The sequence below is a fragment of the Stenotrophomonas sp. YJH_SMC_58 genome, from assembly GCF_059369635.1.
Genome location: NZ_JCAFSW010000001.1, coordinates 488,626 through 514,083, shown reverse-complemented (window position 1 = coordinate 514,083; position 25,458 = coordinate 488,626). Strand labels below are relative to the sequence as shown.

The 25,458-nt window shown below is 67.0% G+C and carries 24 protein-coding genes; 9 read left to right on the top strand and 15 right to left on the bottom strand.

Features of this window, described 5'->3' with window-relative positions; genetic code table 11:
* Nucleotides 1-50 precede the first annotated feature (50 nt).
* The 5 genes from AC5P68_RS02205 to AC5P68_RS02185 all read right to left on the bottom strand — a co-directional run bounded on the left by AC5P68_RS02205 (nucleotide 51) and on the right by AC5P68_RS02185 (nucleotide 4,848).
* A complete protein-coding gene (locus AC5P68_RS02205; protein WP_005410998.1) occupies nucleotides 51-389 on the bottom strand; it encodes a hypothetical protein in 339 nt (112 codons plus the stop codon).
* A 77-nt stretch (nucleotides 390-466) separates the two neighbouring features.
* Nucleotides 467-1,408: a DegV family protein gene (locus tag AC5P68_RS02200; RefSeq protein ID WP_005410997.1), complete on the bottom strand. Its 942-nt coding sequence runs from the start codon at nucleotides 1,406-1,408 to the stop codon at nucleotides 467-469.
* A gap of 94 nt (nucleotides 1,409-1,502) precedes the next feature.
* Nucleotides 1,503-2,135 (bottom strand): 2-hydroxychromene-2-carboxylate isomerase, encoded by a 633-nt coding sequence (locus AC5P68_RS02195; RefSeq protein ID WP_049433577.1) that lies wholly within the window; start codon nucleotides 2,133-2,135, stop codon nucleotides 1,503-1,505.
* Between the two features lie 20 nt (nucleotides 2,136-2,155).
* Nucleotides 2,156-3,439 carry an amidohydrolase family protein gene (locus AC5P68_RS02190; protein WP_080353449.1) on the bottom strand — a complete coding sequence of 428 codons (1,284 nt, stop codon included), beginning with the start codon at nucleotides 3,437-3,439 and terminating at the stop codon, nucleotides 2,156-2,158.
* Complete coding sequence (locus tag AC5P68_RS02185) at nucleotides 3,439-4,848, bottom strand: amidohydrolase (RefSeq protein ID WP_049453359.1); 1,410 nt, start codon at nucleotides 4,846-4,848, stop codon at nucleotides 3,439-3,441. Before AC5P68_RS02185 ends, AC5P68_RS02190 begins: the two co-directional genes overlap by 1 nt.
* A gap of 152 nt (nucleotides 4,849-5,000) precedes the next feature.
* Here AC5P68_RS02185 and AC5P68_RS02180 point away from each other — a divergent pair, with 152 nt between their 5' ends.
* Nucleotides 5,001-5,777: an AMP nucleosidase gene (locus tag AC5P68_RS02180; RefSeq protein ID WP_005414446.1), complete on the top strand. Its 777-nt coding sequence runs from the start codon at nucleotides 5,001-5,003 to the stop codon at nucleotides 5,775-5,777.
* Nucleotides 5,778-5,820: 43 nt separating this feature from the next.
* Entirely contained in the window at nucleotides 5,821-6,360 is a 540-nt protein-coding gene (locus AC5P68_RS02175; protein WP_005410992.1) for a DUF924 family protein, read from the top strand.
* A 77-nt stretch (nucleotides 6,361-6,437) separates the two neighbouring features.
* Here the strand turns inward: AC5P68_RS02175 and grxD are convergent, their stop codons facing one another.
* A complete protein-coding gene (gene grxD / locus AC5P68_RS02170) occupies nucleotides 6,438-7,364 on the bottom strand; it encodes a Grx4 family monothiol glutaredoxin (RefSeq protein WP_033835209.1) in 927 nt (308 codons plus the stop codon).
* Nucleotides 7,365-7,423: 59 nt separating this feature from the next.
* Between grxD and AC5P68_RS02165 the strand changes: the two genes are divergently transcribed.
* Complete coding sequence (locus AC5P68_RS02165) at nucleotides 7,424-8,203, top strand: polysaccharide deacetylase family protein (RefSeq protein WP_033835208.1); 780 nt, start codon at nucleotides 7,424-7,426, stop codon at nucleotides 8,201-8,203.
* A 120-nt stretch (nucleotides 8,204-8,323) separates the two neighbouring features.
* Here AC5P68_RS02165 and AC5P68_RS02160 read toward each other — a convergent pair whose 3' ends face one another.
* From AC5P68_RS02160 to AC5P68_RS02150, 3 genes are read right to left on the bottom strand one after another with little or no spacing between them, the layout of a single operon-like run.
* Nucleotides 8,324-9,043, bottom strand: a complete 720-nt coding sequence (locus AC5P68_RS02160; RefSeq protein WP_164208761.1) for a class I SAM-dependent methyltransferase — start codon at nucleotides 9,041-9,043, stop codon at nucleotides 8,324-8,326.
* A 4-nt stretch (nucleotides 9,044-9,047) separates the two neighbouring features.
* Nucleotides 9,048-9,665 (bottom strand): SGNH/GDSL hydrolase family protein, encoded by a 618-nt coding sequence (locus AC5P68_RS02155; protein WP_033835206.1) that lies wholly within the window; start codon nucleotides 9,663-9,665, stop codon nucleotides 9,048-9,050.
* Nucleotides 9,666-9,667: 2 nt separating this feature from the next.
* Entirely contained in the window at nucleotides 9,668-10,942 is a 1,275-nt protein-coding gene (locus AC5P68_RS02150) for a pyridoxal phosphate-dependent aminotransferase (protein ID WP_005414441.1), read from the bottom strand.
* 114 nt (nucleotides 10,943-11,056) lie between these two features.
* Here AC5P68_RS02150 and rsgA point away from each other — a divergent pair, with 114 nt between their 5' ends.
* Both rsgA and AC5P68_RS02140 read left to right on the top strand, forming a co-directional pair.
* Nucleotides 11,057-12,166 (top strand): ribosome small subunit-dependent GTPase A, encoded by a 1,110-nt coding sequence (rsgA, locus tag AC5P68_RS02145; protein ID WP_032965961.1) that lies wholly within the window; start codon nucleotides 11,057-11,059, stop codon nucleotides 12,164-12,166.
* 210 nt (nucleotides 12,167-12,376) lie between these two features.
* On the top strand, nucleotides 12,377-13,630 hold the full coding sequence (locus AC5P68_RS02140; RefSeq protein WP_059035387.1) for a flavohemoglobin expression-modulating QEGLA motif protein: 1,254 nt from the start codon (nucleotides 12,377-12,379) through the stop codon (nucleotides 13,628-13,630).
* Between the two features lie 439 nt (nucleotides 13,631-14,069).
* Here AC5P68_RS02140 and AC5P68_RS02135 read toward each other — a convergent pair whose 3' ends face one another.
* The 6 genes from AC5P68_RS02135 to AC5P68_RS02110 form a co-directional block, all read right to left on the bottom strand.
* Complete coding sequence (locus AC5P68_RS02135; protein WP_231523020.1) at nucleotides 14,070-16,367, bottom strand: TonB-dependent receptor; 2,298 nt, start codon at nucleotides 16,365-16,367, stop codon at nucleotides 14,070-14,072.
* Nucleotides 16,368-16,527: 160 nt separating this feature from the next.
* Nucleotides 16,528-17,070: a hypothetical protein gene (locus AC5P68_RS02130; protein WP_049450563.1), complete on the bottom strand. Its 543-nt coding sequence runs from the start codon at nucleotides 17,068-17,070 to the stop codon at nucleotides 16,528-16,530.
* A complete protein-coding gene (locus tag AC5P68_RS02125) occupies nucleotides 17,045-17,665 on the bottom strand; it encodes a hypothetical protein (protein WP_065426815.1) in 621 nt (206 codons plus the stop codon). Before AC5P68_RS02125 ends, AC5P68_RS02130 begins: the two co-directional genes overlap by 26 nt.
* Nucleotides 17,666-17,847: 182 nt before the next feature.
* Complete coding sequence (gene phbB / locus AC5P68_RS02120; protein ID WP_005419193.1) at nucleotides 17,848-18,588, bottom strand: acetoacetyl-CoA reductase; 741 nt, start codon at nucleotides 18,586-18,588, stop codon at nucleotides 17,848-17,850.
* Nucleotides 18,589-18,612: 24 nt separating this feature from the next.
* Complete coding sequence (locus AC5P68_RS02115) at nucleotides 18,613-19,941, bottom strand: CitMHS family transporter (RefSeq protein ID WP_005419191.1); 1,329 nt, start codon at nucleotides 19,939-19,941, stop codon at nucleotides 18,613-18,615.
* A gap of 74 nt (nucleotides 19,942-20,015) precedes the next feature.
* Nucleotides 20,016-21,155 carry an OprO/OprP family phosphate-selective porin gene (locus AC5P68_RS02110; protein WP_033835202.1) on the bottom strand — a complete coding sequence of 380 codons (1,140 nt, stop codon included), beginning with the start codon at nucleotides 21,153-21,155 and terminating at the stop codon, nucleotides 20,016-20,018.
* A 242-nt stretch (nucleotides 21,156-21,397) separates the two neighbouring features.
* Between AC5P68_RS02110 and AC5P68_RS02105 the strand changes: the two genes are divergently transcribed.
* From AC5P68_RS02105 to AC5P68_RS02090, 4 genes are read left to right on the top strand one after another with little or no spacing between them, the layout of a single operon-like run.
* Nucleotides 21,398-22,087, top strand: a complete 690-nt coding sequence (locus tag AC5P68_RS02105; protein ID WP_005414431.1) for a response regulator — start codon at nucleotides 21,398-21,400, stop codon at nucleotides 22,085-22,087.
* On the top strand, nucleotides 22,080-23,471 hold the full coding sequence (locus tag AC5P68_RS02100; RefSeq protein WP_005414430.1) for a sensor histidine kinase: 1,392 nt from the start codon (nucleotides 22,080-22,082) through the stop codon (nucleotides 23,469-23,471). Before AC5P68_RS02105 ends, AC5P68_RS02100 begins: the two co-directional genes overlap by 8 nt.
* On the top strand, nucleotides 23,468-24,523 hold the full coding sequence (locus AC5P68_RS02095; protein WP_049403556.1) for an ABC transporter substrate-binding protein: 1,056 nt from the start codon (nucleotides 23,468-23,470) through the stop codon (nucleotides 24,521-24,523). The genes AC5P68_RS02100 and AC5P68_RS02095 overlap by 4 nt, the downstream gene beginning before the upstream one ends.
* 28 nt (nucleotides 24,524-24,551) lie before the next feature.
* A complete protein-coding gene (locus tag AC5P68_RS02090) occupies nucleotides 24,552-25,202 on the top strand; it encodes a response regulator (RefSeq protein ID WP_005414428.1) in 651 nt (216 codons plus the stop codon).
* Nucleotides 25,203-25,458 lie beyond the last annotated feature (256 nt).

The following is a 25,458-nucleotide window of genomic DNA, read 5'->3' as shown; positions in this document are numbered from 1 at the left end:
TCGCGTCCCGGTAGTTGCCAACCAAGGTTGGCAACTACCAGGGCAGGGCCTCAACGCACGTCGCGCAGTTCCCAGTGGCTGCCGGCCAGCAGGCGCAGGCGCTGCTTGAACACGTCGCTGTCGATGCGGGTGGTGGCGACCAGGTTGATGCGCAGGTCCTTCTGCTCGCCGGTCACGGTGGCCTCCGGATCGGTCACGCCCCACTGCGGTTCCACCGCGTCCGGGTCGGGCTGCTTGGCCTTCCAGCGCTCGAACAGCGTGCCGCTGCGCAGGGCGTCCTGCAGCTCTTCGGCGAAACCGGCGGCGCCCTGCGAGTGGAAGGACAGGTCAGGGTCATTGCCACGGGCCTTGGACGGGTCGGGCAGGCTGATGTGGTACTGCGCAGGCATGGAGTTCTCCTTGAAGTGCGGCAAGACTGGCACAACCGCAGTGGAATCGATGTGCAGATTCCGGCCGTGGCCAGCGCTCATTCGAACCGATGCGGCCCATCGGCGAAGCCTACGGTGACCGCGCCCTTGCCGACGTTGACCATGCCGGTCAGGCTCATCACCGATTCGTACACGGTCACGCCATGGGTGGCGCAGACCTCTTTCAGCTGTGCGTAGCCGGGCAGCGCACGCAGCTCGTCCAGTTCTCCGCCGTAGCTGACGCACACCGTCGGCGTCATCAGTCCGGCACGTACGCGCTGGCCGACCACCGCGAACAGCTTCTGCACGGCATTGTCGAAGCCCTTGATCTTGGCTACCGGCCCGGTTTCGCCGCGGTAGCCGTGCAGCACCGGCTTGATGTCCAGCGCGCTGCCCAGCGCCGCACTGAGCAGGCCGACACTGCGGTCGCCCTTGTGCCGTGCGCGCGCACGCATGTAGTACAGGTCACGGGTGACCATGTAGCCGTGCACGTTGCCGGCCAGTTCCTCCAGCCGCTCGCGGATCTGCTGCACGCTGGCGTTGCTCTCGCGCAGGCGCACGGCTTCCACCGCCGTAACCGCCTGCGCGGCGAACAGGTTCTGGGTATCGAGCACGCGCAGCGCGAACGGTGAGTTGTAGCCTGCCGCCTGGCGCACCGGCTTGTAGTCGTTGAGGATGGCGAAGCTGGCCTGCAGTGCGTTGTCGTGGATCGGGCTGCGGGTCTTGGTGATGGTCATGCAGAACACGTGGTCGTAATCGATCACCAGCTGCTGCAGGAACAGGTCGCGGATCTGGTTGACACTGAAGGGAATGGTTTCCGCCTCGGCGCCGTGTTCGGCCACGTGCGCGTGCAGGAAGCTCAGCGTGGCCTGCTCATCGCGGTGATCGGCCAGCACGGCTTCGCCGATGCGGACGGTGATCGGCAGCAGCACGATGTTGTGCTCGGCAATGAAGTCCTGCGGCAGGTCGCAGGCCGAGTCGACGACGATTCCGATGCGCATCCGCGGCTCCCCCTCCAGGGCGGTTGTAGGTTCGGAAACGTGAAATCTATCTCAAAACCAGAGCCCGCGCCCGAGGGAAACGCGCCACCCCTGTTCAGCGATCGCGCTGCACCGCCACCGGCAGGCTGTCCAGGCGTTGCCATTCGGGCTGCTGCAGCAGGGCAGGATCGGCCAGCACGGCCGCCATCAGCGGATGGGCGTCGTTGCCCCAGAACAGTTCCTGGTCGATGGCCAGGGTTGGGACCCCGAACACCCCGGCGCCGATTGCGGCCTCGGTGTTGCGCCGCAACTGTTCCTTGACCGCCGGGGCGGCGATGGCGCTGGCGACATCCTCGATGCCCAGCTGCGCACCTGGTTCGCGCAGGGCTTCGGCGCTGTCACCGGCATGGCCGTCGCGCCAGATCCAGTCGAACAGCACGTCCACCGCCTGTGCGCTGGCTCCGGCGGCCAGGCACAGGCGTAGCGCCGACAACGGATTGAACGGATGGCCGGGCGGGAAGCGCATCGGCGTGCCCTCGGCCTGCGCGGTCCATTGCAGCTGGCGGTAGATGAAACGGCGCTTGGCCGGAATCTCGGCCGGCCCGAGATTGCCCAGGTGATGCAGCACCGCGCCGAAGGCGATCGGCACGGTCTGGATCTGCGCGAACTGCGGCAACTGTTTCAGCTTCTGCCAGTGCAGGTAGGAGTAGGGCGAGACGAAGTCGAAGTACCAGCGCAGGGTGGCCATGGTGGTGTCCTTCAATGCGGTCAGGGCTGCGCATTGCGCTGCAGGTAGCGATCACGCAGGTCGGTCTGGCGCGAGCGCATCGGCATCGCACGGCCGCCCAGCCAGACCTGTTCGGCATAGTGCGCCACGTCCAGCGGGTCGCCTTCCCACAGCACCAGGTCGGCGCGCTTGCCGGGCTCGATGCTGCCGATCTGGTCGGCCACGCCGAACGCCTGTGCGGGTACCCGGGTCAGCCCGGCCAGACCGTCAGCCCAGGGCAGGCCGTTGGCCACTGCATTGCCAGCCAGCTGGCGCATCTTGCGCGCATTGTGGGTGGCGTCGCCGCGCTGCACGAAAGAAACCGCCACGCCGGCACGCTGCAGGCGCGCGGCGTTTTCCAGGGTGGCACCGAGCTGATCGAAGCTGGCCGGCAGGTTGGCCAGCACGTCGACGAATACCGGCACGTGCGCAGCGGCCAGCTCCGGCGCGACCTGCCAGGCTTCGCTGGCACCGGCAATGGCGATCTTCACCTTCTCGCGTGTGGCCCAGCGCAGCAGCTGGCGGATGTCCGAGGCACGATCCACCTCCACCACGATGCGGCCCTGGCCGGCCAGGTAGCGACTGAGCGTACGGCGCCCGGCCGGGGTCAACAGCGCGTGCGGGGAATCCACAGCAACCTGGCCGCGTGCTTCGTCGACCATCTGTTGCAGCAGCATCCATTGCGCGGCGCGCGAATGGCCGGTCAGTTCGGAGGCGGCCGCGCCGATGCGCAGGAACAGGGCACGCGGGCCGATCGGGTCGGCGCTGCCGTCCAGACGCATTACGCCGCCCTGGCCGGCCACGAAACCACCACCAGTGGCTGCTCCCAATGCAGTGAAGCCGATGCCTTCCAGGCGCGTGACCGGAATCAGCACCGAGGCCGGGTTGTAGGCGAGGGTGACGTCGAATTCCGGGCGCAGCGGCTGCTCACCGAGCTTCAACGAACTGTCCACCGTGCTCGATTCACCCGAGACCTCTTCGATGCCGGTTTCGGTGATGCCACCGAACAGGGCCGGGGTCAGCGGCCTGCCATTGGCTTCGACCACGGTCACCCCGGCCGGCGCGGACAGGCCGGGGCCGACCGCGCGGATGATGCCACCCTGGACCAGCACATCGGCGTTGTGCAGGCTGCCGCGTGCGCTGGCCGTGTGCACCGTTGCGTTGCGCACCAGCAGGTCCTGTGCCTGTGCGGATGCGGAGATGCAGGCCAGCACCATGACAGTAGCGCCGAACCATGCTCGGCTGCCCTTCGCGGCAGACTGCGCCAACTGCTTGAGCACCATCATCAACGCACCTCCTGGCCAAGCTGGAAATCAGAACGCGGCGTCGCTGCCGGTGCACTGCGGTCGTACAACCTGCGGCCATCAATGAAGACCTGCTCGGCCAGCGCATACGAACTGAAGGGGTTGCCGTTCCAGACCACCACGTCGGCCATCTTGCCGGCCTCCAGGGTGCCGGTCTGGCCTTCAATGCCCAGCGCCTTGGCGGCGTTGGCGGTCATCCAGGTGATGGCGTGTTCGGGCGTGATCTCCGGCATGCGCGCGCGGCGTGCGGACGCCATCACCTTGGCTGCTTCCTGGTTCAGGCGCTGGATGCCCTCGGGTGAATCGGAGTGGACGATGGCGCAGCTGTTCTTCGGCCGGTCGACCAGCGCGATGTTCTCCGGAATGCCGTCGAAGGCTTCCATCTTGAAGCCCCACCAGTCGGCCCACAGCGCACCGCAGACGCCGTCGGCGGCCAGCCTGTCGGCCAGCTTGTAGGCCTCCACGCCGTGGTGGAAGGCGGCTACCTTGAAGCCGAATTCCTTGGCCAGATCGAGCATGGTGGCCATCTCGTCGGCGCGGTAGCAGTGGATGTGCACGCGGATGTCGCCTTCGATCGCGCCGGCCAGCGTGTCCAGCTTGAGATCGCGCTTGCCGCCGGCATCACCGGCGCTGTCGCCCTTGTCGCTGCCGAACCAGCTCTTGCGCTTGGCCGGCTTGGGCTTGTTCTTGGCGATGTAGTCGGCGGCATCGATGAAGGCGGCACGATAGCCGGCCACGTTGCCCATGCGCGTGGCCGGGGTCACGCCCTTGCCCTCGCCATAGACCCGCTTGGGGTTCTCGCCGCAGGCCATTTTCAGGCCCCACGGCGCACCGGGGAACTTCATCGCCTGGTAGGTGATGGCCGGGACGTTCTTCAGCGTCACGCCGCGGCCACCGACAAGGTTGGCCGAGCCCGGCAGCACCTGCATGCTGGTCACGCCGCCGGCCAGCGCGGTGGCGAAGCCCGGGTCCTGCGGCCACACCGAGTGTTCGGCCCAGACGTTGGCGGTGACCGGTGCGGTCATCTCGTTGCCGTCGCTGTGCGCACCGACACCCGGGCTGGGATACACGCCCAGGTGCGAATGCACGTCGATCAGGCCCGGAGTGACCCACTTGCCCTGTGCATCAATGCGGGTGACGCCGGCATCGGCCTGCAGCTGGCGGCCGACGGCAACGATGCGGCCGTCGCGCAGCAGCACATCGGCGTTGTCCAGGCGCAGGCCGGTACCGGTCAGCACGGTGGCGTTGTGGATCAGTACCGGCGCATCGGGATGGGCCTGGTAGGTGCTGGGGTAGGGATCGGCGACAAAGCGCGAGGCGCCCACCGCCGGAGCCGTACTCAATGAAAGCAGCGCCAGGACCACCCCGGCGCGCAACAACGTCGATGCCATGCAGTTCCCCTTGCAACCTGGTCCAACCGCCGACGCTAGCCCGGTGGCGGCGGGCTTGCCAAGTGACCTTCTTCACAGGACGGTCGACGGCGGCTCGACTGCACCGGCCGGGTGGCCGAAAATACCCGGTCCCCCGCCGTACCGGACCGCCCATGAAAAGCAAGCAGGAAATCGTCGACAACTGGCTGCCCCGGTATACCGGCGTGCCTCTGGACCAGTTCGGCCAGCACATCCTGCTGACCAACTTCGGCGGCTACCTGCATACCTTTTCCGAGCTGACCGGTGCGCCGGTCATCGGCCTGGACCGGCCGATGGCAAGCGCCACGATCGACGGCATCACCATGATCAACTTCGGCATGGGCAGCCCCAATGCCGCGATCATCATGGACCTGCTGTCGGCGGTGATGCCCAAGGCGGTGCTGTTCCTGGGCAAGTGCGGCGGCCTCAAGCGCAAGAACCAGCTGGGCGACCTGGTGCTGCCGATCGCTGCGATCCGTGGTGAGGGTACCTCGGGTGACTACCTGCCGCCGGAAGTGCCGGCGTTGCCGGCGTTCGCGCTGCAGCGTGCGGTCTCGACCATGATCCGCGACCTCGGCCACGACTACTGGACCGGTACCGTCTACACCACCAACCGCCGGGTCTGGGAACACGACGAGGCCTTCAAGGAGCGGCTGCGGGCGATGCGCTGCATGGCCATCGACATGGAAACCGCCACCGTGTTCGCCGCCGGCTTCGCCAACCACATCCCCAGCGGTGCGCTGCTGCTGGTGTCGGACCAGCCGATGATCCCCGATGGGGTCAAGACCGAAGCCTCCGATGCCAAGGTCAGCTCCCAGTTCGTGGAAAACCATATCCAGATCGGTATCGAGGCGCTTAAGCTTATCCGGCGCAACGGCAAGTCGGTCCGCCACCTGCGCTTCGACGAATGATGATGATGGCCTGGCGCGGCGCGCCGGCCCTGGGGAGTAGGTGATGGACGTTGCCGCGCAAGTGGTGGAATTCTGGAAGGAGGCGGGCCCTGCGAAGTGGTTCGCCCGCGACGACGCGTTCGACGCGCAGTTCCGCCAGTTGTTTCTGGATGAGCATTTCGCCGCCGCTTCGCGCGCGCGCGAACATTGGCTGGGCAGTGCCGAAGGGGCGCTGGCCCTGATGCTGCTGCTCGACCAGTTCCCGCGCAACTGCTTCCGGGGTACTGCCCATTCCTACGCCACCGATGGCCTGGCCCGGCATTACGCCATGCGCGCCATCGAGGAAGGCCTGGACCTGCAGCTGGTGCCGAAGCTGCGCGCCTTCATCTACCTGCCGTTCGAGCACTCCGAGGATCCGCTGGACCAGGACCGCTCGGTGGCGATGTTCGACGTGCTGGGTGACAAGGAATACCTGCAGTACGCCGAACTGCACCGCGACATCATCCGCCGCTTCGGTCGTTTCCCGCATCGCAATGCCGTGCTCGGTCGCTTCCCCACGGCGGAAGAGCTGGATTACCTGGCCGAAGGCGGGTTCGCCGGCTAAGAAAAAGGGGACGGAGGGGATTAAGTCGTTTGTGCCATAAACGACTTAATCCCCTCCGTCCCCTTTTTCAGTGCCGATCAGTACTTCGGCACGCCGTTGTCCACTTCTTCCGACCAGGCGTTGATGCCGCCGGTGACGTTGAACACCTTGGTGAAGCCCAGTGCACGGAACTGCTCGGCAGCCTGTGCGCTGCGGCCGCCGTGGTGGCACATGAACGCCAGTGCGGTGTCCTTGGGCAGGGCCTCCAGCTCCGCACGGCCGTTGCCGTCGAAACTCTTGAACGGCACGCCCACGGCAGCGATCTCGCGCTCCTCGGCCGGGCGCACGTCCACCAGGGTGATGTTGCCGGCACGCACCAGGTCATCGGCATCACGCACGCTGATTTCCTGCACCGGCTTGGGTGCGTTCGGATTGTCGATGGCCAGGCCCTTGCCGCGGATGTCGTCCACCCAGTCGATGGTGATGCCGTTGGCGCGACGCGCGCTGGCCAGGTCGAACTGCACGCGCAGGCCGTTGGACTCGGCAGCGATCGCGCCTTCGTCGTGCGGGGCCAGCTGGAAGTTCGGCTGGAAACCGGCGTCGATGCTCAGCTGCAGGGCAGCGCCCGGGGCATCGGCCAGCGCGCCCTTGAGCATTTCCACGGCGGCCGGGGTGACGGTGATGCTCGGCGGGGTGCGGTCCGGTGCGGCCAGGCCCAGCACGCTGCTCAGCTCGCCGCTGGCGGCCATCTGCAGCACGATGTCGCTGCCACCGACCAGTTCGCCGTCGATGTACAGCTGCGGGATGGTCGGCCAGTCGCCATAGGCCTTGATGCCTTCACGGATTTCCTGGTCGGCCAGCACGTTGACGTGGGCGAACTCGACGCCGAGGTCCTGCAGGGCGCCCACGGCCTTGGCCGAGAAACCACACTGCGGCATCGACGGCTGGCCCTTCATGAACAGCACGACGCGGTTGGCGTTGAGGATGGATTCGATGCGCGAACGCAGGGCGGGATCGAGGGACATGGACGTCGGGTTTCCGGGAATTCGAATCATCAATTCTACCCCTCATGGCATCATGGGGGATGAGCAACGCAGGAACATTGCATCGCATCCCGACCCGGCCCTGGCGCTGGCTGCCCTGGCTGGTGGCGTCGCAGTTGGCCGTGATCCTGGTATGGGTGCTGGCAGGCTGGCACTGGGGCCTGCCGCTGATGGTGGCCAGCCACGCGCTGTTCATGGTGCCGATATTCCTGCCCAACAGCCGCTTCTACGCACCGGTGCTGAGCCGGTTGCCAGAGGCCGGCAACAGCGTCTGGCTGACGATCGATGACGGCCCCGGCCCGGAAACCCGCGCCGTGCTCGACCTGCTGGACCGCCACCAGGCGCGCGCCACCTTCTTCCTGGTGGGGGAACGTGCGCTGGCACAGCCGGAACTGGTGCAGGAGATCCTGCGCCGCGGCCACGACCTGGGCAACCACAGCCACAGCCACCCACAGGCGCGCTTCTGGCGTCTGGGCCCGGCGGCGATGCGGGCCGAGATCGAGGGCTGCCAGCATGCACTGCAGGCCCTGAGCGGGCATCCGGTGCGCTGGTACCGCTCGGTGGTGGGCATGACCAATCCGTTCGTGGCACCGGTGTTGAAGGCGCTGGGCCTGGTGCGCGTGGGCTGGAGTGCCCGGGGCTACGACGGCGTCGGCTGCACGCCGGAGGGCGTGCTGTCGCGGCTGCTGCCTGACCTGCAACCCGGCGCCATCGTGCTGCTGCATGAGGGCGCCGCCCACGGTCACAATCGGGTGATCATCGAACGCGTGCTGCAGGCGCTGGACGAGCGGGGGCTGAAGGCGCGGCTGCCGGTCCTGTAAACCAGGCTTCTGGCCGCTTGGGGCAGCCGGGCGTGGGCTCGCCCCTACAGGAATGGTCGCGAGGCCATCCACGCATGGCGTGGATCTACCGCAACAGCACAGCCGAGCCTGGGTTCGGTCCTACAACGCGGGGCGTTTGGCCACCAGCAGCCAGCTGTTGAAGGGGGTACGCCCGTGCAGCGGGCGGGGTGCGGTCACCTGCAATCCAGCTTCGGCAAGCGTTGTCTGCAATACCTGCGGATCGGGGTAGTGGCGTGGTCGCGTGCCCATCCAGCCGATCAGCCAGGCCAGCCGGTCCGCCACCCGCGTGGTGCGGTCGCGGCCATCGCCGGTGGCCAGCGGCGTGCGCAGCAGCAGGCAGCCGCCACGGGCCACCTGAGCGCTGGCCGCGCGCAGCAGTGCCTGCTGTGGGCCCGCGTGCAGGTACTGCAGTACGTCCAGCAGCAGGACGTGCCCGGCCTGCGCCGGCAGCGGCGCCTGCACATCCACGCAATCGAAGCGCACGTCATGCAGGTCGGCGGCAGCACGCTTCGCGCGGGTGATCTTGCCGGCATCCACGTCCACGCCAAGGTAGCGCTGGGTACCGCCGCGCTGGCGCAGTACATGGGCGAACAGGCCCAGCCCGCAGCCCAGGTCCAGCACCGGCTGCCCATCGTCAGGCAGATGCTGCAGCACGCCGTCGTACAGCGGATCGCTGCCGAGCTTGCCGCGGGTGTAGTAGTAGTCGCGGCGGCTGCCCCAGGCCTGCGCCGGGCGGAAGGCCTCGGCAATCAAGCGGGCCTGCGGGGCCGTCAGGGGAGTGCAGGGCAGGGGCGGGCCGTTCCGTGGCGTGCCGTCCATCGCCTCAGTCCGTGCCGCCAAGCAGGTGCGCGGCCACCGGAAGGGCGCGTGCGCTCCACAGCGCGTACATCCGCGCCGAAGGGTGCAGGCCATCCTCGGCGATCATCGTCGGGTCTTCGCCCTGTGCGCGGCTGATATCGGTGATGTCGACGAAGGCCACGCCCTGCTGGGTGCTGATCACCTCGGCTGCCGCGTTGAACTCGTCGGTCTCGATCTCGATCGCGGCCAGGTCGCGGCCACTGCCTGCGCCGAACGGGGTCGCGCCCCAATCGGGGAAGGACAGCACCAGCACGCGTCCGGCATCACCGCCAGCGAAGCCGATCGCCCGCTGCAGAAGCACCTGGAACTGGCTGCGGTATTCGTCCAGCGGACGCCCGCGGTACTGGTTGTTGACGCCGATCAGCAGGCTGACGAAATCGAACGGCCCCTGCGGCGCAGCCGCATCGATGCCCGCATCGAGTTCGTCGGTGGTCCAGCCGGTGGTGGCGATGGTCTGCGGATCGGACAGCTCAATGCCCTGCGCACGCAGCGTGGCGGCCAGCTGGTGCGGCCAGCGGCCTTCGACTGCAACCGCTTCACCGATGGTGTACGAATCGCCCAGCGCCAGGTAGGACAGCGCCACGCTCAGGCCACCGAGCGGCGCGGCTTCAGCGGCACGACCTTGGTCGCGTCCTCGGCACGTCGCGCCAGCACGCGGTCGATGCGCGCGAACACATCGCGCATCACCGAGGCCTCCGGCATCAGGGTCACGCGGAAATGATGGCGGTAGGGCACGTTGAAGCTCGAGCCCGGCACCACCAGCACGCCTTCGTTGTTCATCAGGTCCAGCGCGAAGTTGTGGTCGTCGAAGCCCTTCGCAGCGGCGCCGACCACGGCCGGGAACGCGTACAGCGCGCCGGCCGGTGCGACCAGCGAGAGGTGCTCGCTGGCTTCGCAGGCCTCGATGACCGCGCGGCGGGTTTCATACAGGCGGCCGCCCGGCGTGCACAGTTCGGAAATGGTGTCCGGACCGTTCACTGCGGCCTCGATGGCGTACTGGCCCGGCACGTTGGCGCACAGGCGCAGCGCACCCAACAGATCCAGTGCCGCGCGGAAGTCACCCAGGCGGGCATCGTCGCCGCTGAGGTGGGCCCAGCCCACGCGCCAGCCGCAGGCGCGGTGCACCTTGCTCAGGCCGCTGAAGGTCAGGCACGGATGATCACCGGCCAGCGGCGCGACCGGCTGGAACACCGCGTCGTCGTACAGGATCTGGTCGTAGATCTCGTCGACCAGCAGCAACAGGTTGTGGCGGCGTGCGATCTCGACCACGCGCTCCAGCAGTTCGCGCGGGTAGCTGGCGCCGCTGGGGTTGTTCGGGTTGATCAGCACGATGGCGCGGGTGCGCGAGGACACCAGCGTCTCGATCTCGCTCGGGTCCGGTTGGAAGCCGTTCTCCGGTGCGCAGCGGTAGTACACCGGACGGCCATCGTTGAGGATGGTCGAGGCCGACCACAGCGGGTAGTCGGGCGAGGGCACCAGCACTTCATCGCCCGGGTTGAGCAGCGCACGCAGCGACAGGTCGATCAGCTCGCTGACGCCATTGCCGAGGAAGACGCGGTCCGGGTGCGCATCGGGCGCGCCACGACGGGCGTAGTAGCTGGCGATGGCTTCGCGCGCCACCGGCAGGCCCTGCTGGTGCGTGTACGGGTCGGTGCGGCCCATGTCGTCAGCGATCGCACGCTGCAGGTGCTCCGGCGCGCGGAAGCCGAAAGCGCCCGGATTGCCGATGTTGAGCTTGATCAGCTTGCGGCCCTGCGCCTCCAGCTCCCGGGCTCGCCGCGCCAGTTCTCCGCGGATTTCGTAGCGCACTTCGGAAAGGCGCTCGCGGATGGCCAGGGGCTTGGGCGAGTTGGTGGACATGGGAGCTGGGCCGTCAAAAGGCATGGGGCTTCCATCCTACCGGAATTGCTGCAATGCATGGCAAGGGCGCGGGGCCCGTCATTGCTGGGCTGGCAGGGCGCCGGCACAGGTAGAATGGCGGCGATGACCCAGACCCCCGATTTCATCGCCCTGCAGACCATTGGCTGGCCCTGGCCGGGCCCGGCGCAGCAGGCCGACTGGCAGGCCGCGATGGCCGCACATCCGCAGGCCCGCCCGGCACGGGTGATCGAACAGCACCGCACCCACTACGTGGTGGCCGATGGCCCGGATGCGTCGATCAAGGCCGAGTCGCTGCCGGAATGGCAGCGCCCGCGCTTCCCCAGCCATGAACGGCCGGCGGTGGGTGACTGGGTGCTGCTCGATGGCATCCGCATCGTCGCCCTGCTGCCGCGTCGTACCGCGATCAAGCGTGGTGCTGCCGGCGAGCATTACCACCAGCAGGTGATCGCAGCCAACATCGATACGGTGTTCATCGTCTGCGGCCTGGATGCCGACTTCAATCCGAGGCGCATCGAGCGCTACCTGCTGCTGGTCGGCGGTGGCGGTGCCGAACCGGTGGTGGTGCTGACCAAGGCTGACCAGACCGAGTACAGCGAAGACGCGCTGGCGGTGCTGGAAGAGCTGGAGATGCAGGGTATCGCCCTGCATGCGATCAATGGCCTGGATGCCGACAGCGTGGCGGTGCTGCAACCGTGGCTGGGCCCGGGTCGCACGGTGGTGCTGGTGGGCTCGTCCGGTGCCGGCAAATCCACGCTGACCAACACCCTGCTGGGCGAGCAGCGGATGAAGACCAACGCGGTGCGCGCCAACGATTCGCGCGGACGCCACACCACCACGCACCGCGCACTGATGCCGCTGCCGACCGGCGCCTGCCTGATCGACACTCCCGGCATGCGCGAGCTGAAGCCGACCGGTGAAGAGACGCTGTCCGAAGGCGGCTTCGCCGATATCGAAGCGCTGGCCGCACAGTGCCGTTTCAACGACTGCAAGCACCAGCAGGAACCGGGCTGTGCCGTACGCGCAGCGATCGACGCAGGTGAGATCGAAGAGAGCCGGCTGCTCAACTACTTCAAGCTGAAGGAAGAAGTGGCCGCCGCCGCCGCCAAGCTGGCGGTCCGCCAGGCCGAGACCGCGCAGGAGCGTGGCGGCAAGAAGGGCAAGGGCCAGCAGTTTCGCCCGGCCGGCAAGCCGCGTAGGCGCTGATCGGTACCGCGGGGTCGGATCCCATTGCACCGCAATGGGCGCTGATCTGCGCAATGAATCCCGCCTCTGCCCGCGCCTGGCAGGTGCAGGAAACCTGCTTCTGGTAGGTGCCAACCTTGGTTGGCACGGACGTGTCCGAAGCCCGCCTTCGGCGGATGCCAACCAAGATTGGCACCTACCAACGCGCGGGCAGGGCGCTATAGTCCGCGCATGGAACCGACTGCGACGCTGGACCGTGACGTGGCCCACCATGCAGCGCTCGATGCGCGCCTGGTCGAGGCCGTGGGAGGCATCCGCCTGCTGGGCCTGACCAGCTGGCCGGCAACGGTGCAGGCACCGTTCCTGGACAGCGTGGCACGTGGCCAGCCGGTGCTGCCGAAGGTGGATTACCCACGGCTGGACTTCAGCGAAGAACGTCGCGCGCTGGCCGCGATCGCCACCGACTGCGACGACAGCCACCCACTGGGCCACTACGTGCGGCAGTCGGCGCAGAGCTGGGATCTGGCCGCGCAACTGCTGGAAGGGCTGGGCACCGCCGCCGTCGATACCTGTTCGGTGCAGCTGTTTGGCGCACCCGAGCAGCCGCTGCCGGGCAATGGCCCGAGCACGCGCGAAGCGGCGCGCCACTTCATCCAGATTGCCGCCGAACTGGACCACGAACTGCTGGCGCCGGAAGAGCAGGTGCCGGTCTCGGCCATCGCGCTGCAGCTGCAGCTGCAGAACGACCTGGATGCCTTCTTCGAATCGCGCATCATCCAGGTGCAGCTCGACCCGGAACTGGTGTCCAAGGCGGCTGCCGGTCCGACCCGTATCCGACTGCGCACCAGTGCCCGCTTCAGTGCCTACGACCGCGCGCAGCTGTTCCACCACGAAGCGCTGGTGCATTCGCTGACCGCATTGAACGGCCGCGAACAACCGGTGCTGCCGAGCCTGGCATTGTCCTCGCCACGGGTGACCGCCACCCAGGAAGGTCTGGCCACCTTCGCCGAGCAGATCACCGGCAGCATCGACATCGAGCGACTCAAGCGCATCAGCCTTCGTACCGAAGCGATTGCGATGGCACGCGAAGGCGCCGATTTCATCGAAGTGTTCCGCTATTTCTGCGATGCGGGGCAGAACGCAGAGGAGAGTTTCGCCTCGGCACAGCGCGTGTTCCGCGGCGTGCCGCCGAGTGGCGGCCTGGCCTTCACCAAGGACACGGTGTACCTGCGCGGCCTGGTGTCGGTGCACACCTTCTTCCGCCACATGCTGGCCGAGGACCGCCTGCAGGTCTGCCGCTGGTTGTTCGCCGGCAAGATGAGCCTGACCGATGCGATCGCGTTCGCGCCGTTGTTCGAGGCGGGAGTGCTGAAGCCTCCGCGCTGGCTGCCGCACTGGGTGAGCCGGGCGAACGGCCTGGCCGGCATGCTGGCGTTCTCGCTGTTCGCCAACCGGATACGGATGGACCAGCTGGCGCCGGAATGAAATGCGTTGGCGGGATGATGCGCTGGCGCCTCGATTGATGTCGCTGGGCGGGGGTGGCGCACCCTGGCCAGGACACGCCGTAAACCCATCCATGGGGGCTCGATCGGCGCATCCATGCGCCTCACGGTCCTGGCCAGGGTGCCCCACCGCCGCCAGACATTTTCCCGCGCGGGCGGCAGCACATCACCGCGCCGAAGGGATTGCGCTTGAAAAGCAAAGAGCCGGGCAATGCCCGGCTCTTTGCTTTTTGCTCTTCTTTGCCTTCCGCACCGTGGCGCGGGAAACCGTCGAGCAGGGTCGGATGGGCCGGCGCAGGACCGTTGGCGCCATGGATGGCGCCATCGAGCCCCCATGGATGGGTTTACGGCGTGTCCTGCGCCGGCCCATCCGGCCCTGCCCCGCGACGATAATCAAGACGCCGCGGGGCAACGCTTTCGACTTAGAACTCTGCCGCCACCGTCATGAACAACTGCCGCGGTGCGCTCGCATGGATCGCATAACGCGTGCCCTTCGGGTCGCTCGGTGCGAACGAGCTCAGCTGGCCGGCATAGCGCTTGTTGGTCAGGTTGGTCGCATTCAACGACACCCGCACGTTGCGCAGGCCCAGGCCGGGGCCGAAGTCGTAGCCCGCACCGGCGTCGAAGGTGGTCACGCCCGGCACCGACTGGTCGTTGGTGTAGGTGTAGTAGCGCTTGCCGGTGTACTTGGCACGCAGGCTGGCGAAGAAGCCATCGCGGTTCCAGCTGATCTCACTGGAGGCCATGCGCTGCGGCGTATCCACCGTGATCTTGCCGGCCACCGGAACGATGGCGCCGCCCGAGGTGTAGTCATCCTCGTAGGTGGTCTTGTTCCAGGACAGCGCGTTGTACCACTGCAGGCCGTCGATCGGCTTGAGGATGAAGGTCAGTTCCGCGCCGTAGCTCTTCACCGAACCGACGTTGATGAAGCGCGTCACGCACTCCGGACGCGTGCCGACTTCGATGCTCGAGCACGGGTTCAACGACAGCAGGCGGTTGTCGAACTTCACGTTGTAACCCGCGATCGACGCCTGGTACTTCTCGCCGAAGGTACGGAAGCCGGCTTCCAGGCTCTTGGACTTCTCCGGCTCCAGGCCAGCGCTGGCCGCGAACGATTCCGGCGACACCTGCAGCGGGCCGCCGCTGCCACCGCCGACGAAGGCGGCGATGTTTTCGGCGTACGAGGCGAACAGCTCGTTGTTGGCGTTGAGCTTGAAGCCCAGGCCCACCTGCGGCAGCACCGATTCCTTGGCGGTCAGCGTGCCCGAGGCGATGCTGGTTTCCACGCCCGGCTGGGCGGTGGCACGCATGCGGGTGTTCGGGCTCTTGATGCCCACGTCCACGGTCAGGCGCTGGTCCAGGAAGCGCATGCGGTCCTGCACGTAGAACTGGCGCGTGCGGATGTCGAAGTCCTGGTTGAACAGCAGGCGATCAGGGTTCTTCAGGTACAGGTCGTCCAGGAACGGGCCACTGATGTAGTAGAAGTTGCGCGAGACGTTGTGGTCGTTCTGCTCGTACCACAGGCCGGCTTCCAGTTCGTGGATGCCCACCGTCCACGACAATGCGGCGGTCAGGCCATCGCGGTTGATCGTGTAGTTGGTGCTGCGGATCGAGATCGGCAGCATCCTGTCGGTGCCCGGGTAGGATGGCTGGCCCGGTGCCCACCAGTGGCCCTGGCCACGGTTGTCGTGGTGATAGGCCAGCAGCTTCAGGCGGCCCTGCTCGCCCAGGCGAAGGTCGGCATCGACCGAATAGAGATTGTCGTCGCGCAATGCGCGGCTCTGGTAGTAGGCATCGTCGATGCTGTTGACGCCGCCGCTGAACTTGCAGCGTGCCTTGTTGTAGGTGCCCGGCGCGCAGTACGCAGCGGCGACGGCGCGATCCCAGTCCGGCGCGTAGATGTTCCAATCCCAGCCCAGGCCACGCGCCAGCATGTCCTTGGACAGGTAGGCGTAGTTGGCCTGGCTGGCGCGCGAGGTGGCCACGAACGCACCGAAGCGGTGGTCGCCGACATTCCACACTGCCTTGGCGTTGAACTGGCGGGTGGTCTGGTTCTGGTAGGGCGCGGCCCACATGTCCTGGTCCTGGTGCACGCCGGACACATAGGCCGAGAAGCCGTTGATGTCACCGGTATTCACGCGCAGGTAGCCACGGCGCTGGCTGTTGTCGCCGACGGTGACGCTGGCGCGGCCACCGAACTCGGTGGACGGGTCCATCGAGAAGTACTGGATGGTGCCGCCCAGGTTGCTGGTCGAGGCCACGCCCAGCGAACCGATGCCCTGCGACAGCTCGGCACCGGCCAGGTTCTCGGCGATGATCGCGCGGGCGATGCTCAGGCCGTTGTAGTTGCCGTAGCTGTTGTCGCCCAGCGGGATGCCGTCCAGCGTGTAGCCGAGGCGGCTCTTGTCGAAGCCGCGCAGGCTGATGGTCTGCGATTCTTCGTTGGCGCCGAAGGCATCGTTGGACTGCACCGACACGCCCGGCAGGCGGTCGAGGATCTTCTGGCCGCTGGTGCCCGGCGGCAGCACCTGCTTGTCGACGGTGGTGATGCGCTGCACCTGGCGGGTCTCGCCCTGGCCGATCACGGAGACGGTATCCAGCGTCTGCGCGCTCAGCGCGGCATCGGTGCTGGCGCCGGTATCGGCGGCGGTGGCGGCATGGGCGCTGGTGGCGGCGGAGAGGGCGATCGCCACGGCGATCGTCAGGTGTCGGGTCTGCATGGTGGTCCGTTGCATTGGGGGTGGTCACCGGCACGCGTGCGCGGTGCATGGCCACTATGCGAACGGAACATGAAACCTTCTTTACGAAAAACCAACGAACGATGCAGGGCAGTGGTGCGTGTCCTGCAACATGTTCGTCATGCTGGTAGGCCGGTGGGAATCAGAAGCGCTCCCCAGGCCAGCTCAATTTGAGCTGGTCCATGCAGTCACGGTCATGTTCGGAGAATGAGAACCCGATCTGGATGCCGTTCACTACTGTGCCGAACACCGTCGACTCGTCCAGGCTATGCCCTGACGGCACGGAAAGGACATTGAAGTCGGGGTAGCGACGACCCATCTGCTTTCGCGAGATGCAGGCGCCGCTCAGCCGCAGCGTAATGCCTTTGATGATTCGCCCCGACGCGTCGGTGTAGATCTGGCCAGAGGGCCCCTTGATCCTCCCAGCGACCGCGAATGGCGCCAGATCGATGGTGGCGCTGTCGCCCCGGCCCATTCTTGCTTCCGAACGCGAGCCGGCCGGAGCCAGGGGTGATAGCTGCGCGACAAGGTCAGAGCGTGACAGCTGCAAGGACCAGCGCTCCACGAGCCGCCAGGTTGCATCCGCCTCTTCCGCAGTGGCAGCGGACGTGGCTGCTGTTGCAGAACCGGCAACCAACAGGCTCAGGATCAGAAGAAGTTCAGGGACGGGCTGCGATCGCTTCATCGTAGATTCTTCCGTAGAAGTCGTTGTAGTTCTCGCCGGTGGTTGAAGTTACGTTGTTGTCGCAGAACAGCTTACCTACCTGCCGGTCCAGGTCTTCACCGCCGGCATCGGCCTGTGCGATGAGGCCAGGACCGTTGGACGCAGCTACGCCGATGTCGTAGTACCCCAGGCTGGTCACCAGAAGCTCACTGCGCGCGGTGAGGTTGTTGAGTACCGCTTTCCCCTCCATGGTGCAGAAGTGCTGGATGAACGCACCTCGGGTGCTCAAGGCGATACCTTCGAAATACAGTGCGTGTCCCACTTCATGGGCAATGGCTGCGATCCGGAAGTAATAGCCAGCAATGTCGGAGGAATCGCAGTCGAAGGACTGGATGTAGATCCGGATGGGATCGCGATTGGTATAGGACGCGGGAGCCCAGGCGAAGGTCCACTCCGGATGGCCGGTGATCTGCGCGTCGAGCGTGGGCGCGCCTGGGATCAGCCAGTCGGGGCAGCCCAGGCCCGTGATCACCCGCATAGGCGGGGGCTCCGCGCGGGTCGGTGTCGCCAGCAGCGTAGTGGCGACCACGAGAAGCGCAATCAGCAATGCACGCATGCCAACCTCCTTGATCCGCGATTCCAGCCGTTCATCCATCGGGCTCGGCGAGCGCTGGCAGGTATAGCACCGGTCCTGCCGATGTATCGGGAAGTGCGTCTCAGAAATGCAGAAACAAAAGGGGCCGGATCACCTTCACAACTGAAGGTGATCCGACCCCCGCGCACTCCGTGGGGGAGGGCTTAGCCCATGTACAGACCACCGTTGACCGGATAGTCGGCACCGGTCACATACGAGGCTTCATCCGACGCCAGCCACGCGCACAGGCCGGCCACTTCCTCGGGGCGGCCCAGGCGGCGCACTGGTACCGAGGCGGCCAGCCGGTCCAGCACATCCGGCGGGAAGCTGCTGATCGCCTGGCTGGCGATGTAGCCCGGCGACAGCGTGTTGACGGTGACCCCGCGCGACGCAACTTCGGCAGCCAGCGCACGGCTGAAGCCATGCATCGCGGCCTTGGCGGTGGCGTAGTTCACCTGGCCGATCTGTCCCTTGTGGGCACTGACCGAACCGATGTTGATGATGCGGCCCCAGCCCCGCGTGGCCATGCCGTCCACCACCTGCTTGGTCAGGTTGAACAGCGCGTTGAGGTTGGATGCGATCACCGCGTTCCAGTCCTCCACCGTCATCTGCCGGAACAGCAGGTCGCGGCTGCCGCCGGAGTTGTTGACCAGCACGTCCACTTCACCGACTTCGGCGCGGACCTTGGCGAACGCCGCGCTGGTCGAGGCCCAGTCCGTCGCGTTGCCTTCGGAGGCGATGAAGTCGAAGCCCTGTTCGCGCTGCTCGCGCAGCCAGTTGGCCTTGCGCGGCGAGTTCGGCGCGCAGCCGGCAACCACGGTGTGGCCGCTGCGGGCCAGGCTCTGGCAGATGGCAGTGCCGACACTGCCCATTCCACTGGTGACGTAAGCGATTCGAAGCGTCATTGCAGAAGGCTCCTTGGCAAAGGGTCAGGCGGCGAGGGGATAGAGGCCGAACAGCAGGCTGCCGATCATCAGCAGCATCGAGATGGCGATGGCCCACTTCAGGGTGAACTTCTGGTGATCGGCGAATTCGACCTTGGCCAGGCCCACCAGCAGGTAGGTGGACGGCACCAGCGGGCTGAGCAGATGCACTGGCTGGCCGGCCAGCGAGGCGCGTGCCATTTCCACCGGGGTGATGCCGTAGTTGCCAGCGGCCTCGGACAGGATCGGCAGCACGCCGAAGTAGAACGCGTCGTTGGACATGAAGAAGGTGAACGGCATCGACGCCACCGCCGTGATCACCGCCAGGTACGGGCCCCACGATTCCGGAATCACCGCCAGGAAGCTGTGTGACATCGCTTCGACCATGCCGGTGTTGTTGAGGATGCCGGTGAAGATGCCCGCGGCGAAGATCAGCGACACCACCGACAGCACATTGCCGGCATGGTTGACCACGCGGCGGCGCTGCTCGGCCAGGTTCGGATAGTTGATCACCAGGGCGATGGCGAAGCCGACCATGAACAGCACCGGCATCGGCAGCACGCCGATGATCAGCGCGGTCATCAGTGCCACGGTCAGGGCCAGGTTCACCCACAGCAGCTTCGGGCGCTTGATGTCTTCGGCGTCTTCCACCGTCGGCAGCGGGTTGCTGTCATCGGACACGCTGTTGTCCATCCAGCTGCCGCCCTTGGGCAGGGTCACCACGCCGAGGCGGCGGCGTTCCTTCAGGCCCAGGTACCAGGCCAGCAGCAGCACGCCGGCACAGGCGATCACCATCGACGGGATCAGCGGCACGAACACGTCGGCCGGGTCCACGTGCAGCGCGGTGGCCGCGCGTGCGGTCGGGCCGCCCCACGGGGTCAGGTTCATCACGCCGCCGGCGAGGATGGTCACGCACGTCATGTTCAGCGCGTTCATGCCCAACCGCTGGTACAGCGGCAGCATCGCCGAGACGGTGATCATGTAGGTGGTCGAGCCATCGCCATCGAGCGAGATCAGCATCGCCAGCACCGCGGTGCCAAGCACGATCTTCATCGGGTCGCCCTTGACGAAACGCAGGATCACCCGCACCAGCGGATCGAACAGGCCGGCGTCGATCATCACCCCGAAGTAGAGGATGGCGAACATCAGCATCACGCCGGTCGGCGCGATCTTCTTGATGCCCTCCAGCATCATCTCGTCGATGCCGGCACCGAAGCCACCGATCAGCGCGAACAGGATGGGGATGGTGATCAGGGCGACGAGCGGCGACAGGCGCTTGCTCATGATCAAGTACATGAACGTAATGACCATGCCAAAGCCGAGGATGCTCAGCATCATCTGCGGACTCCTTGCGAAAACAGGACGTGGGGAGTGGAAGGGGCCCGGGCGGAATGCCCGGAATGTCGGGCCTAGAAGTCGTACTGCAGGCGGCCGGTGACCGCGCGCGTGCGGTCCACCGTGACCCCGGCCAGGCGATCACGGTTGCGGCTTTCGATCACGTTGAGCATGAAGCGCAGGTTGTCGCGCAGGTACCAGTTGCCACCCAGCGTCCAGGCTTCGGTGCTGCCGCGACGCAGGTCCGGCGCACCGTCGAGATGCTGCGCGCCCCACATCTGGTCGTAGCGCAGCGCCACTTCGAAGGCTCCGGCCTTGTGCCGGATGTCCTTGACCCGCGCGAATCGACCGGTCTTGCGGTCGTAGGCACGGCTTTCGCCGGTGACGAACCAGCTGAGCATGCCGTAGGCCGCCATTACATCGCCGCGCTGCGCGCCGTCGTCGAAGGTGGCGCCACTGAACTCGCCCTGCCACGACAGCGGGCCGCGCACCTGCGCGTATTCCAGCGACCACTTGTTGACGTCGGTATCGCGGCCGGCGGAGAAGTCGACCAGGGTCAGGCGGCTGTTGTCGGACAGATGGCCGGCCGGGCGCGGGCGGATGCGCAGGCCGGGCACGCCGTTGGCGCCGGGGTTGTCGTAGGCCTCGCGGGCCAGCGACAGGCCCAGGTGCAGCACGTTGCCATCGCTGGGCGAGGGTGCCCAGGTGACGCGGCCACCGGCGGCGCGACCCTTCACCTGCCAGGCGTCGATGCTCTCCAGGCTGTAGAGGCTGGCCGCCCAGGTGAAGTCACCGGGGTTGGCCTGCCATGACGCACCCAAGCGGTACAGCGGCGCCAACGTGGTGCCGGCGTTGCCACGTTCCAGGAAGCTGCCGTAGTTGGAGCTGGTGCGGTCATCCAGCGAGAAGTACTGCTTGAACTGGCCCACGGTCAGCTTGCCGGCCTTGCCGAAGCTGCGTGCCAGGTACACGTCCTTGGCCTCGACGCGGTCGCCGGAGAAATCGGCTTCCAGCTTGTAGTCGACCACGAAGAACTTGCCGGACACGTCAACCCACGCACGGCGGATTTCGGTGTCGTCCTTGTTCGGGGTGCCCCGGTTGTCGTTGTCGAAGGTGGCGAAGTCCAGGTGCAGGCGACCACCGAGGGTGGCGGTGACCGGACGGTCGTCTTCCGCGGCGAAGGCCGGCGCCGACAGGGCAGCCAGCGCCATCATGGCGGCAGGGCGCCGCCAGGCAAACGTGAATTCCACAAACCCTCCCAGGTGCGCGCCAGGCGCGCGGCAATCGTGGGCACCGGACGGTGCGCGGCCGCAGTCTGGGTCGCGCAAGCTGTCATCGTCCTGTCAACGGATTGTGCGGTGCAGCGTAAAGCGGCCCGCTGCCACCTCCGGGCGGGGCGCGGCGAGCGCGGCAGCGGCATGCGGTAGCATTCGTTTCCCTTCCCACCCCCGTGCCCATGCGCCTGCTGCTGGTCGAAGACAACCCGGATCTGGCCGATGCGATCATCCGCCGCATGCGCCGCAGTGGGCATGCCGTGGACTGGCAGGCCGATGGCCTGGCGGCGGCCAGCGTGCTGCGCTACCAGAGCTTCGACCTGGTGGTGCTGGATATCGGCCTGCCCAAGCTCGATGGCCTGCGCGTGCTGGCCGGCATGCGCGAGCGCGGCGACAGCACGCCGGTGCTGATGCTGACCGCGCGCGATGGCATCGAAGACCGTGTGCAGGCGCTGGACGTCGGCGCCGACGACTACCTGGGCAAACCGTTCGATTTCCGCGAGTTCGAAGCACGCTGCCGCGTGCTGCTGCGGCGTGCGCGTGGTCAGGCCAGCGAAGTGGTGCAGATCGGTGGCTTCCAGTTCGATAACGCCGCGCACCGGGTCAGCCTCGACGGTGAACCGATCGAACTGCCCAACCGCGAATATCGGTTGCTGGAAATCCTGGTCGGGCGCATTGGCCAGGTGGTTGGAAAGGACGAAATCGGCAACGGCCTGTTCGGCTTCGACGACGAAGCCGGCCCGAATGCCATCGAGCTGTATGTCGGTCGCCTGAGAAAGAAGCTGGCAGGCGCACCGCTGCGCATCACCACGGTGCGCGGCGTTGGCTACCTGCTGGAAGCCAGTGACGGCAGCGCCGACGCCGATGGCTGACGCGCGTACCGCGAATGCCGCGCCGGGCTCGCTGCGGCGCACGTTGCTGCTCTATCTCGGCGCGTTGCTGGCGGTGTTCGCGGTGGCCCTGCTGTTTGCGGCGCGCGGCTATGGCCAGCGCGCCGCCAACCGTTCCTATGATCACCTGCTGGTGTCCTCGGCGTTGTCCATTGCCGATTCGGTGGCCCTGGTCGATGGCCAGTGGCAGGTCGATCTTCCCTATGCCGCGCTGGACCTGCTGGCGATGGCCCCGGAAGACCGTGTGTTCTATCGGGTCGCGGACAGTCGCGGCAACCTGATCACCGGCTACGGCGACCTGCCGGCGCCACCGCGCCGGCCCGGCACGCAACCGCAGCTGTTTGATGCGGCGTACAGCGGCGAGACCGTGCGCTTCGTGGTGGTCGGCCGCAGTTTCGCCGCCGCGTCGGCGCAGGGCGAGGTGCAGGTGCAGGTCGGCCAGACCCGGCGTGCACGTGAAGCGGTTGCGCAGGACATGGTCAACCGTGCATTGCTGGCGATCGGTGTGCTGTCCGGGCTGCTGCTGGCGCTGGTTGCCTTTGGCGTGCATCGCGCGTTCCGGCCATTGGTGCGGGTGGAACGCGAGCTGTCGCGTCGCGAGCCGTCCGATCTGAAACCGCTGGATGCGCGCGTGCCGCGCGAGATGGACCAGATGGTGGCGGCGTTGAACCGCTTCATGGAACGACTGTCCAGCAGCAACGAGACCTTGCGCGCGTTCATGGCCGAGGCCGCGCACCAGATGCGTACGCCGTTGGCTGCCCTGCGCGCGCAGGCACAGCTGGCGCTGGATGACGACGACCCCGAGGACATGCGGCGCAGCCTGCAGGCGATCGAACGCAATGCCACCCACATGAGCCGGTTGCTGAACCAGCTGCTCAGCGATGCCAGCGTGATCCATCGCTCGCATCTGCAGCGCTTTGCAGCGGTGGACCTGGCCGAGACCGTGCACCAGGCCCTGCATGAAGCACTGCCGCAGGCCGGCCCGGCACCGCGCGTACAACTGGCGATGACCGCCGAGCCGGTACAGGTACATGGCGATGCGCTGCTGTTGCGCGAGGCGATCAAGAACCTGGTCGACAACGCGTTGAAGTACGGTGGTGATGGGCCGTTGCAGATCGCATTGACCGTGGAAGGCGGGCAGGCCGTGCTGACCATCGCCGACCACGGTGCCGGCATTGCCGCCGCCGATGCCGAACGCGTGTTCGAGCGCTTCGCCCGTGGCGAAGGCGCGCCGTCCGGCGGCGCCGGGCTTGGCCTGGCCATCGTCAAGCGCGTGGTCGACAGCCATGGCGGTCGCATCGACCTCAGCAACCGTCCGCAGGGCGGGCTGGTCGCCACCATCCGCCTGCCCCGGAGCACTCCATGATCCGCCTGTTCGCTGCTGCCGTTGCCTTGCTGCTGGCCCTGCCGGTGCTTGCAGCACCGGGCGACGTGCGCCGCTTCCCGGCCCAGGCAAAGGCCACTGCGCAGCTGCGCATCCACGGCACCACCGACATCGAGGTGTTCGCGGTAGTGATTGCCGACTACCAGCGGCTGCACCCCGGCACCGAGGTGGTGTACGAGGACATCATCACCCAGGACCTGTACGCGCGGTACCTGCACGACCGCGGCGGACCGGCATCGCCGGACCTGCTGATCTCCAGCGGCATGGACCTGCAGACCAAGCTGGTCAACGACGGCCACGCGCTGCCGCATCGTTCGGCGCAGACCGCCGCGCTGCCTGCCTGGGCGCAGTGGCGCAACGAGGCCTTCGGCATCAGCTACGAGCCGGTGGTGATGGTCTACAACACCCGCGCACTGCCGGCTGCGAAGGTGCCGCACACGCGTCGGCAACTGCTGGACCGGTTGCGCGCGGAGGGGGCACCGCTGCGCGGCAGGGTCGGTACCTATGACATCGAGCGCAGCAGTGTCGGCTACCTGTTGTCTACCCAGGATGCACAGCGTGGCAGCATCGCTGGCGCGTTGCTGGGCGCGCTGGGCGACAACGACGTGGTGCGCGAGGAGCGCACCGGCGTGCTGCTGGACAAGGTCGCCAGCGGACAGCTGTCGCTGGTCTACAACGTACTCGGCTCCTACGCGCAGGCGCGCATCGACGCGGGTGCGCCGCTGGCGATCGTGGAGCCCGAGGACTACACGCTGGTGGTGCTGCGTACCGCGGTGATTCCACGTACCAGCCCACACCCGGAAGAAGCCCGGCGCTTCCTCGACTACCTGTTGTCACCGCGTGGCCAGCAGGTGCTGTCGCGCGAGGCACGCCTGATGCCGATCGTGACCGGCAACGCACGTGGCGACGATGCGCCCGGCCGCAGCCGCCGCCCGATCCAGCTCGGCCCGGGCCTGCTGGTGTACCTGGACGCACTCAAGCGCCGCCAGTTCCTGGATGCCTGGCGCAGCAGCGTGGAGCCGGCGGGGCGCTGAGGCTCCGGCCTGCCCGTACAATGGCGGCATGAGCGAATACACCATCCTGATCGCCGATGACCACCCGCTGCTGCGTTCGGCGGTGGTGCAGTCACTGCGGCAGAGTCTGCCGCTGGCGCAGGTGCGCGAGGTCGCCAGCGCCGAGGCATTGGCCGAAGCACTCGACGCGCACCCGGACGTGGACCTGGTGCTGCTCGACCTGACCATGCCCGGCGCGCACGGTTTCTCCGCCCTGCTGCACGTGCGCGGCTCGCATCCGGACATTCCGGTGGTGATCCTCTCGTCCAACGACCATCCGCGGGTGATCCGTCGTGCCCAGCAGTTCGGCGCGGCTGGTTTCATTCCAAAGTCTGCTCCGGCCGAGACCATCGGCGAGGCGGTGCAGGCGGTGCTCGATGGTGGCCTGTGGTTCCCGGCGATGGCCGCCGAACGCTCCGAGGCCGACGCACTGCTGGCCAGCCGCCTGGCCCAGCTGACCCCGCAGCAGTTCCGGGTACTGCTGTGCCTGGCCGATGGCCTGCTCAACAAGCAGATCGCCTACACGCTGGGGTTGGCCGAGAACACGGTGAAGGTACATGTCACTGCGATCCTGAAGAAGCTCGAATGCCACAGCCGCACACAGGCGGCGGTGCTGGTGAAGGCGCTGGAGCCTGAGGGCGACGCCGGCATCGGGTTGTAGTTTCCAGCCAACGGCGCAGCCCCTCGTGGGTGGGTTTGGGTTGGTCGCTGAAAGCAGAAGCTGCGAGCGGGCCGGTCGGGTTGGGTGCGCGGGGGACGCCGTGAATCCGTCCCTGGAGGCTTGGCAGCCGCATCCATGCGGCTGACACCCCCGCGCACCCAACCCGACCGACCTCTGACAGATTTCGGTGGCCTGTCACCCACGGAAGAGAAAAGAAGATCAAAAGCAAAGGCAGCCTGGCAGGCCATTTTTCGTA